The organism is Chitinophaga sp. (assembly GCF_035538455.1).
GTDB lineage: Bacteria > Bacteroidota > Bacteroidia > Chitinophagales > Chitinophagaceae > Chitinophaga.
In genome coordinates, this window is record NZ_DATLKJ010000250.1 from 1 (window position 1) to 7,155 (window position 7,155).

The window sequence follows — 7,155 nt, forward strand, 5'->3', positions numbered from 1 at the left end:
GAAAAGCGGTGGGGAATGGTTATTTTTCCTTGTAGTCGTTTTGATTTTCACCCATTAACCATTACCTTTGCGCCAAATTTTGGGAACTGTCTGTTTTTGCAGCAGTTTTTCGAGGAAATAACTTTTTAGTATTTTATAAACCTCTTTAAAAATATGCCTAACACAGGTAAGATCAAACAAATTATCGGTCCCGTGGTGGACGTGCACTTTGAAAACAAATTGCCTGAAATCTACAATGCACTGGAAATAACCCGCGAAAATGGTCAGAAAGTAGTATTGGAAGTACAACAGCACCTGGGTGAAGACAGTGTTCGTTGCGTGGCAATGGATTCCACTGACGGTATGGTTCGTGGTATGGAAGTAGTGGATAAAGGCGCGCCTATTAAAATGCCAATCGGCGACCAGGTTAAAGGACGTTTGTTCAATGTGGTAGGAGAGGCAATTGACGGTCTCGGTGATGTTGATGTTTCAAACGGTTATTCTATCCACCGTCAGCCTCCTAAATTTGAGGATCTGGCTACCGATACAGAAGTATTGTTCACTGGTATCAAAGTAATTGACCTGATCGAGCCATATGCAAAAGGTGGTAAGATTGGTTTGTTTGGTGGTGCGGGTGTAGGTAAAACCGTATTGATCCAGGAGCTGATCAACAACATTGCGAAAGGTTACGAAGGTCTGTCTGTATTTGCCGGTGTGGGTGAGCGTACCCGTGAAGGGAACGATCTGATGCGTGAGATGATCGAGGCGAATATCGTGAAATACGGTGATAAATTTAAAGAGTCCATGGAACATGGCGACTGGCAGGTATCAGTGGTAGATAGAGAACAGCTGAAACAATCCCAGGCTACATTCGTGTTTGGTCAGATGAACGAGCCTCCTGGTGCACGTGCACGTGTGGCCCTGTCTGGTCTGACACTCGCTGAATACTTCCGTGACGGTGACGGTACTGCAGGTGGTGGTCGTGATATCCTGTTCTTCGTAGATAACATCTTCCGTTTCACCCAGGCTGGTTCTGAGGTATCTGCACTGTTAGGCCGTATGCCTTCAGCGGTGGGTTATCAGCCAACGCTGGCTACTGAGATGGGTCTGATGCAGGAGCGTATCACTTCAACTAAAAATGGTTCAATCACTTCCGTACAGGCGGTTTACGTACCTGCGGATGACTTGACTGACCCTGCTCCGGCTACAACCTTCTCCCACCTGGATGCTACCACCGTACTGGATCGTAAGATCTCCGACCTTGGTATCTATCCTGCTGTGAGCCCGCTGGATTCTACTTCCCGTATCCTGACTCCTACTATCGTAGGTGAAGCTCACTACAACTGCGCACAGCGCGTGAAAATGATCCTGCAGCGCTATAAAGAGTTACAGGACATCATCGCCATCCTGGGTATGGACGAGCTGAGCGACGAAGATAAACTGACTGTATCCCGCGCACGCCGCGTTCAGCGTTTCCTGTCACAGCCTTTCCACGTAGCAGAACAGTTTACAGGTCTGAAAGGTGTACTGGTTCCGATCGAAGAAACCATCCGTGGTTTCAACATGATCATGGACGGTGAAGTGGATGAATATCCTGAAGCAGCGTTCAACCTGGTAGGTTCTATCGACGCCGCTATCGAAAAAGGTAAGAAACTGCTGGAAGCAGCCAATAACTAATTCTGTAACTGATCCTCCGGTTCGCGGAGGATCAGTTCTTATTCACCATTCACGATCATAACATGCTATTAGAAGTATTAACACCAGAAAGAAAATTATACACCGGCGAAGTGTACGGCGTACAACTCCCCGGCGTGGACGGTTCTTTTGAGATACTGGATAAACATGCACCATTGATTGCCGCTCTCGGAAATGGTAAAATGAAAGTGCTGAAGGATAAGACTCACACAGAGTTTTTTACTATCAGCGGCGGATTTGTGGAAGTGTTGCGCAATAAGGCTACTGTACTTGTTGAAGGAGCTGTAGCTGTGGAGAAATAATTATACGCCAGTATAAAAATATTGGACAGGCCGGGTAAGATTACCCGGCCTTCGTTTTGTCCTAACTATTCCAATCTTAGAAGACCCCTTATAGCAAGATTACCAATCGGGATTTCCGCTAATAATCATTTCTGTACAACGCAGTAACCCATACGGCTATATGATATAGCCGCAGGTTGCATGTACGTCAATGAACAGCCCTTTTAAAGGCTGCATATTTTACCTAATGAATGCCTTTAATTAAGTTTGTGCTCAGGTAATTTTTTCGGGTGTCTGATCAGTCTGTATCTATGGAAAGTGCAAATGTTCTCACAAATAGGTTTGCCTTCATAGGTGTTTCTTTCGGTTGCTTACCTGATATATTACCGGATATTCTCTATTACTAATATTACTATCGTACCAATTACGTTAGCAAGTTATTTAATTTGTTCCAAAAAAAATGCATTCTCCCCGTTCATTTTTTGAATATCATGGGTGTCATTTTACATCTGGTTCTCTTTCAGAAATTTAGCTTTAATTGAGGGAAGGATCTATCGGGAAGTTTGCCATCATGGCAAAGTTACTGCCAAGGTTCTTTAACGATTGCTGCCATATTTGCTCTTCTTTAGGCTCAAATATGAGCGATGGGGAGCTGGCTGATGTAATCCAGGATTTTTCCTTCAGTTCATCTTCCAGCTGTCCGCCGGTCCAGCCGGAGTACCCAATAAAGAACTTGATCTTTTTCAGGTCCAGCATGCCTTTATTGATCAGTTCCACCACCGTTTCAAAGCGGCCACCCCAGTATACGCCGGGGATCACTTCTGCGCCGCCTGTTATGAGGTCAGGCAGCTGGTGTATAAAATGAATAGTATCGATCTGTACCGGACCGCCGAAATATACAGGGATATTATTCATCAGTACATCCGGAATCAATGCATCCAGATGCTGATCAAACAATTTATTAATCACAAAACCAAAACTGCCTTTTTCCTGGTGCTCACAGAGAAGGATAACGGTCCGGGCAAAATTCGGATCTTTCAAGAACGGATCTGCTATCAGCAAAATGCCGGGCGACAAGGTTACCATACGCATTCGTTTTTATCGCTTGATCAAATGTAATTAAATGATTGATATAATGTATGCAGTGAAAAAAAAGTGGGGAGAGAAGGAAATAAAAAAAGGAGGCTAGAAAACCTCCTTACCATTTTATCAACCAAAATCTAAATCGCTTATGGAACGAATCCACGTCGATGTATGTAGAAAGTTTATTTACTTTTTATACCTGATACTAATCAAATTTAGTACCAGTTTTGTAAGACAAAGGTACAAAAACTACTATTACAAAAATCAGCTCTCGCCCGTTAAAATTACGTTAAAGTGGTATTGTATTGCTGCTGAAGGCTCTGTGGGCAAGACTTAGTGTCTAATTTTGTATTATAGTTGCTGTAGCAAATAATTTTTTTAACAAGCTAGAATATTTAAGGTTAAGTATATTTAAGCCCTGACAAATCTTACATGATACCATTAAAACGAATATTTCCCGTAATCGTTGTTCTGATCACACTCACCTTGCTGGGCATCATCTACATCCAGTACAACTGGATTAAGAACGCTATTGCCACCAAGAGAGAACAGTTTAACCATCGTGCGGAACAGATGGCAGGAGAGGTTACCCTCGAGATGATGAACCGGCAGCGCATGAATAACAGCGTTATACTCAGGATGAACAATGCCAGGGAGCAGGCTACATTCGGATTAAACCGTGTTCCTGTTCCTGTATTAACGCAACCTGCTATCAGTGAAATCTATGCGCCGCAGGAAGTGCGTCACCTGATACAGGAGAAAATGAAGAGCAACCGCCTGGACACTTCTCATTTCGAGTTCGCTATTTTTGGCTCCAACCCGGGTTACAATGGTCGCCCCAAAATGAATTCCGGTGGGTTCGACAAGATGTTTGCTGCCCAGGTAACCGACAGTGCCGATTATAAAATACAGATGATCATACTTGGTGATCTGGCCAGAATAGATGACAGAACGGAAACTATGATGATCATTCTTCCCAATAAGGATGTTGCTGCCAGGCAGATGACTATTATGATAACGGGAAGCGTATTGTTTACTCTCATCATCATCACGGCTTTTGCCCTCACTATCTATACCATGCTCAATCAGAAGAAGTTGTCGGAAATCAAATCCGACTTCATCAATAACATGACGCATGAGCTGAAGACGCCATTGGCCACAATCTCGTTAGCTATTGATGCCATCGGCAATGAAAAGGTAATGGACAACAAAGATAAGATCCGCTACTTCTCCGGCATCATCAAGGAAGAGAACAAGCGTATGAACAAGCAGGTGGAAAGCATTCTGCAGTCTGCCCTCCTGGAAAAGGACGAGATCGGACTTAAACTGCTGGCTACAGATGTACACGCCGTAATACAAAGCACTACTGATAACCTGCAGCTGCAGCTGGCTGCCAAGAACGGTGTAGTAGAACTGCAGCTGGATGCCATCAATCCGGTAATCATGGCAGACGATGTGCATTTCTCTAACGTGGTCTTCAATCTGTTGGATAATGCTATCAAATATTCGAAAGACAATCTGGAAATAAAGATTCAGACCTACAATACCCGCAAGAGCCTTTTCATCGTGATTACAGACAATGGTATCGGGATGTCGCGCGATACTATTTCGCGTATCTTTGAAAAATTCTACCGTGCTCATACCGGCAATGTTCACAATGTAAAGGGATTCGGCCTCGGTCTCACTTATGTGAAAGCCATTGTGGATGCGCATAAGGGAAAAATTAAAGTGGAAAGCACACTGGGCAGGGGCAGTAAGTTCACCCTGGAGTTTCCGCAGGAATAGATAAAGGATTAACATATGGCATTAAGCGAGAAAGAAATACAGCATTTCAGAAATCCTATAGCCGTTCCCGGTATGGGAGTGGAAATGCAGGAAAAGCTGGGTACCTCCCGGATACTGGTGATAGGTGCGGGGGGCCTGGGGAGCCCCGTACTGCAATATCTCAGCGCCAGCGGCATCGGTGTGCTCGGCATTGCAGATTATGGCGTTATCAACGATGAAGATATGCACCGCCAGCCGGTGTACCTCATGCAGGATATCCGTAAGCATAAAGCAAAAATGGCAGCCAGCAGGCTCTGGGCCATGAATCCTTTCACCAAGCATTACCCGATGTTAGTGCAGATGAAGCCGGAAAATGCTTCACTCGTGCTGGCCGGATTCGACCTCGTAATAGACTGTACGCAGCATGCGCCTACGCACCTCGTAGTGAATGATGCGTGTGTAAAACATAATATTCCTTTTGTGACCGGCGAAGTGCACAACTGGATGGCATGGTGGGCCGGCTTCAACATGCCGCTGCCTGATGGCTCCACTACCGCCACTTACCGTTGTGCTATGCATCTCACAGAAGAATACCGCAACTTTGATGCAGGCGCTATTGGCGTTACTCATGGTATGACCGGACTGCACATCGTATCTGAAGTGCTGAAATACCTAATAGGTGTGCCTGGCGGGCTTGCAGGGAAATTATATGGAGCGGATTATCTGCACAATACCATGGAGGTAAATGATTTGGTGCTGAATCAGGAGGTACTGGAGGAAACCCGTACCCGTGGCTTGCTCAAAGCCGAAGATTACGGTCTGGAGATTGTGCCTGATGTAGAAGATTGACGAATGTATCGTTATAAAAGAATGGATAAAAGCCTTTAGCGGTTATAGCTAAAGGCTTTTGTTATTTTTTCTCACTCAGTGTGCATTTGGATCCAACTTTCAGCTCATGCTTAATGCCCAGCTTGAGGGCATAGTTTTCCTGCTGATGCCCGCTGGGGAAGCCAAAGCAAACCGGGTAACCGTATTCTTTCACCATATTGCTGATGATCTCGTACTCTGTCTGACCAAACGGCGTAGTGGTTTCCTGCCCGTCAGTGAAGGCGCCGACTACCAATCCTGCAAGTTTGTCGAGCCAGCCGGCGCGTTTGAGGTTGTACATCATCCGGTCCACATTATAACGGTATTCGCCTATATCTTCCAATAACAGTATTTTCCCTTTTGTGTCTATCTGGGAGCGACTGCCGGAGAGATTGCCCAGAAGGGACAGGTTTCCACCCACCAGCTGGCCGGTGGCACGGCCCTCGCGGTTCAGTATATGCGTGGCCGTTGCATAGCGGTATGGTTTGCCTTTCAAAACATTGGCAAGGCTTTGCACATATTCATCCTCAACGGTGTCAGGCGTAATGCCGCTACACATCATGGAATGTATTGTGGCTATACCATAGCGCTGATGCACATGCGAATGCAGCGTTGTAACATCGCTGTACCCACAGAGCCACTTGGGATGCTTGCGGAATCTGGTAAAGTCGAGCTTGTCGAGGATACAGATCATCCCGTAGCCACCACGTCCGAAAACAATGGCTTTTATCTCAGGGTCATCCAGCATGTCCTGCAATTCTTCGAGCCGGAGCTCATCCGGAGCGGAAAAATTGTGAAAGCTGGTGCCCACTGTGATACCCAGATGTACGCGATATCCCCATGAGCGCAACACGTCTGCTGCGTATTCTGCTGCTGCCAGCTCCATTTTACTGCTGGAGCAGGTAACTCCTATCAGATCACCTTTTTTTAGATATGGCGGAACCTTTACCATTGTTCTTTTATTTACCTTTGCTAATTACCAAAATATTTTTGATTGGAATCACTAAAAATCCAATTTCGCGAACTAAGATGGTGAATAGTTGGATGATTCCAAAAACAAAAAACCTGATTTAAAATTTATTTAAGCATTCTTCAAGATACTATGGGAAAATTTAATAGATATTTAATAACTGCGGCGCTACCGTATGCCAATGGTCCGGTACATATCGGGCACCTGGCCGGTTGCTATATCCCTGCAGATATTTATGTCCGCTACCTGCGCGCAAAGAAGGCAGATGTAAAGTTTATTTGCGGATCCGATGAACACGGCGTTCCTATCACCATCAAGGCGATGAAGGAAGGCGTGACTCCGCAGGATATTGTGGATAAATACCACAAAATGATCGGCGACAGCTTTGCAGCGATGGGTATTTCCTTTGATATCTTCGCCCGCACCAGCGCCCCTATTCATCATCGTACTGCTTCGGATTTTTTCCTGAGGATGTATAATGACGGTTTGTTTGAGGAAAAAGAATCAGAACAGTTT

7 protein-coding genes are annotated in these 7,155 nt (G+C 45.3%); 5 read left to right on the forward strand and 2 right to left on the reverse strand.

Features of this window, described 5'->3' with window-relative positions:
* Positions 1–153: 153 nt before the first annotated feature.
* Together atpD and atpC are read left to right on the forward strand one after the other, a co-directional pair.
* Positions 154–1,656 carry a F0F1 ATP synthase subunit beta gene (gene atpD / locus VM802_RS29245; protein WP_325537500.1) on the forward strand — a complete coding sequence of 501 codons (1,503 nt, stop codon included), beginning with the start codon at positions 154–156 and terminating at the stop codon, positions 1,654–1,656.
* A 62-nt stretch (positions 1,657–1,718) separates the two neighbouring features.
* Positions 1,719–1,976, forward strand: coding sequence for an ATP synthase F1 subunit epsilon (gene atpC / locus VM802_RS29250; protein WP_325537502.1), 258 nt, complete (start codon positions 1,719–1,721; stop codon positions 1,974–1,976).
* Between the two features lie 513 nt (positions 1,977–2,489).
* On the opposite strand, the gene VM802_RS29255 is transcribed toward atpC, so the two are convergent.
* Positions 2,490–3,041: a YqgE/AlgH family protein gene (locus tag VM802_RS29255; RefSeq protein WP_325537503.1), complete on the reverse strand. Its 552-nt coding sequence runs from the start codon at positions 3,039–3,041 to the stop codon at positions 2,490–2,492.
* 429 nt (positions 3,042–3,470) lie between these two features.
* Here VM802_RS29255 and VM802_RS29260 point away from each other — a divergent pair, with 429 nt between their 5' ends.
* Both VM802_RS29260 and VM802_RS29265 read left to right on the forward strand, forming a co-directional pair.
* A complete protein-coding gene (locus tag VM802_RS29260; protein WP_325537505.1) occupies positions 3,471–4,823 on the forward strand; it encodes a sensor histidine kinase in 1,353 nt (450 codons plus the stop codon).
* 15 nt (positions 4,824–4,838) lie between these two features.
* Positions 4,839–5,651, forward strand: coding sequence for a HesA/MoeB/ThiF family protein (locus tag VM802_RS29265; protein ID WP_325537507.1), 813 nt, complete (start codon positions 4,839–4,841; stop codon positions 5,649–5,651).
* Between the two features lie 61 nt (positions 5,652–5,712).
* Here VM802_RS29265 and VM802_RS29270 read toward each other — a convergent pair whose 3' ends face one another.
* Positions 5,713–6,621, reverse strand: a complete 909-nt coding sequence (locus VM802_RS29270; protein ID WP_325537509.1) for a S66 peptidase family protein — start codon at positions 6,619–6,621, stop codon at positions 5,713–5,715.
* A 150-nt stretch (positions 6,622–6,771) separates the two neighbouring features.
* Here VM802_RS29270 and VM802_RS29275 point away from each other — a divergent pair.
* A partial coding sequence (locus VM802_RS29275; RefSeq protein WP_325537511.1) for a class I tRNA ligase family protein occupies positions 6,772–7,155 on the forward strand: 384 nt, incomplete at its 3' end.

Bases quoted from the DNA above. Each gene is read 5' to 3' on its own strand.
- VM802_RS29270 (WP_325537509.1), bottom strand. From the start codon at position 6,621: ATGGTAAAGGTTCCGCCATATCTAAAAAAAGGTGATCTGATAGGAGTT.
- VM802_RS29255 (WP_325537503.1), bottom strand. From the start codon at position 3,041: ATGGTAACCTTGTCGCCCGGCATTTTGCTGATAGCAGATCCGTTCTTG.
- VM802_RS29265 (WP_325537507.1), top strand. From the start codon at position 4,839: ATGGCATTAAGCGAGAAAGAAATACAGCATTTCAGAAATCCTATAGCC.
- atpC (WP_325537502.1), top strand. From the start codon at position 1,719: ATGCTATTAGAAGTATTAACACCAGAAAGAAAATTATACACCGGCGAA.
- VM802_RS29260 (WP_325537505.1), top strand. From the start codon at position 3,471: ATGATACCATTAAAACGAATATTTCCCGTAATCGTTGTTCTGATCACA.
- atpD (WP_325537500.1), top strand. From the start codon at position 154: ATGCCTAACACAGGTAAGATCAAACAAATTATCGGTCCCGTGGTGGAC.